Here is a 2,091-nt window from a genome sequence, read left to right on the forward strand (position 1 = left end):
GTTAACGCGCATCCGATCGAGAATTTGTTCGTAAACTTTGAAGAAATTCGCACCAGTCCGATCCATCTTATTCACAAAGACGATCCGAGGCACTTTATAACGATCGGCTTGTCGCCATACCGTCTCCGATTGAGGCTGAACGCCACCAACGGAGCAGAATACAGCAATTACACCATCGAGTACCCGCATCGAACGTTCGACTTCGATCGTAAAATCTACGTGTCCTGGAGTATCGATGATATTGATCTTATGATCTTTCCAAGTCGTACTGATTGCGGCTGCGGTGATGGTGATTCCACGCTCTTGCTCTTGCACCATCCAGTCGGTGGTGGCAGTTCCTTCGTGAACTTCGCCGATCTTATGAACAACCCCAGAATAATATAATATTCTCTCGGTCGTGGTTGTCTTACCCGCATCAATGTGGGCTGCAATCCCGATGTTGCGTACTTTCTCAAACGGGACGGTACGTGGCACAATAACCTCCTAACTTGTCGGCTGCCGATTATAAATTTGTTAATCTTTACTAAGATTGTAGACGTTTTTGGGGACACTCGCTCGATCGTGAGTGTTCCCAAATAGAGTGAAAACCGAATCGGTTTAGTAACGGTAGTGTGCGAAGGCTTTATTCGCTTCTGCCATCCGGTGAGTTTCCTCACGCTTGCGGATCGCACTTCCGGTTTCATTAGCTGCATCCATTAGCTCGTTAGCCAATTTACCAGCCATCGATTTACCCGCACGAGAGCGAGAGTAGTTAATCAACCAGCGCATGGCGAGTGCCGTACCGCGCTCGGCTTTTACTTCCATCGGTACTTGGTAGGTAGCACCACCAACCCGACGACCTTTGACTTCCACTAGGGGAGTAGCATTTTTAACAGCTTTTTCAAAGGTTTCGAGCGGATCGTTCCCAGTCCGCTCTTCAATAGTTTTCATCGCTTCGTAAATAATCCGATAAGCGACTGATTTTTTACCGCTATACATAATGCGGCGCACCATCATGTTCACTAGACGGCTGTTATAAACAGCATCTGGTGGCACTGGGCGTTTGACGACTTTGGTTCTGCGAGACATACGAAAGTTGAATTGGTGATTGGTTTAGGTACTGACGTTGTTACAACCTCTGGATGAGAGCATCTGTGGCTCGCCTTCGGTCACTTACTTATTTGCATTGAGGATTAATCTAGGAATCTTCAGTGATGGCTTTGCGAACATCTAACGATGGTCTTTGAGCCATTTGCAACGAAACCGGAAACTACCAATTTATCTCTACTTCAGCAATTATCTGTAGTTGCCGCTCGAATGTCCATCGCTGACACTCAAGGCAATTGCAGGCAACAATACCCTCAGCATAGGATTGTTTGCAGTCTTGCTGGATGCGATCGGTCTGTAAGCTTGTAGATGTTAATAACGCACTCAAAAAATGTCGAGCGATCGCCATCTAAATTATGAAACTTACGATTTAGGAGCTTTAGGTCGCTTGGTTCCATACTTGGAACGACCTTGCTTGCGATCCTTCACCCCAGCGGTATCTAGCGTACCGCGAATGATGTGATATCTGACCCCAGGTAAATCTTTTACCCGACCGCCACGAATCATCACCACGGAGTGTTCTTGAAGGTTGTGACCGATCCCAGGAATGTAGGCGGTGACTTCAAATCCAGAAGTGAGCCGCACCCGCGCTACTTTACGTAGAGCTGAGTTAGGTTTCTTGGGTGTAGTCGTGTAAACGCGAGTACAAACACCACGACGCTGAGGGCATTCCTTCAGTGCGGGTGATTTGGTTTTGACTTTGTAGTCTTCGCGGGCTTTGCGAATGAGCTGTTGGATGGTTGGCATGTTTTAGAAAATTTTGACAGTCACCTATTGGTTCCAACTGTTGACAATTCACTATTGTATGACGATTTGTTCGTGCCTGTCAATCAAAATAGTAATCTGGCGGTCGTTACACGGCAAGGTGAAATTCATATTTCATTTCTTTAAAAGTTGCCGGATTTGTTCCAGGGCAATATCTCCAGGAATTGTTTGAACTGTGCCACGCTCGATTTCGGCTATTCGTTCTTGAGCTTTCTGCACTGCTTCCATCAAAATATTTCG

At 46.5% G+C, this 2,091-nt stretch carries 4 protein-coding genes; all 4 read right to left on the minus strand.

The window, feature by feature from the left end; genetic code table 11:
• Positions 1 to 474, minus strand: a 474-nt coding sequence (locus Q0R35_RS16485; RefSeq protein WP_295620852.1) for a GTP-binding protein, incomplete at its 3' end; no start/stop codon positions are given.
• 123 nt (positions 475 to 597) lie between these two features.
• Positions 598 to 1,068, minus strand: a complete 471-nt coding sequence (gene rpsG, locus Q0R35_RS16490) for a 30S ribosomal protein S7 (protein WP_295620855.1) — start codon at positions 1,066 to 1,068, stop codon at positions 598 to 600.
• Between the two features lie 181 nt (positions 1,069 to 1,249).
• Positions 1,250 to 1,435 carry a hypothetical protein gene (locus Q0R35_RS16495; protein WP_295620859.1) on the minus strand — a complete coding sequence of 62 codons (186 nt, stop codon included), beginning with the start codon at positions 1,433 to 1,435 and terminating at the stop codon, positions 1,250 to 1,252.
• Between the two features lie 14 nt (positions 1,436 to 1,449).
• Entirely contained in the window at positions 1,450 to 1,833 is a 384-nt protein-coding gene (gene rpsL / locus Q0R35_RS16500; protein ID WP_295620862.1) for a 30S ribosomal protein S12, read from the minus strand.
• Between the last annotated feature and the right edge of the window lie 258 nt (positions 1,834 to 2,091).

Source organism: Chamaesiphon sp. GL140_3_metabinner_50 (assembly GCF_025361915.1).
Classification (GTDB): domain Bacteria; phylum Cyanobacteriota; class Cyanobacteriia; order Cyanobacteriales; family Chamaesiphonaceae; genus Chamaesiphon.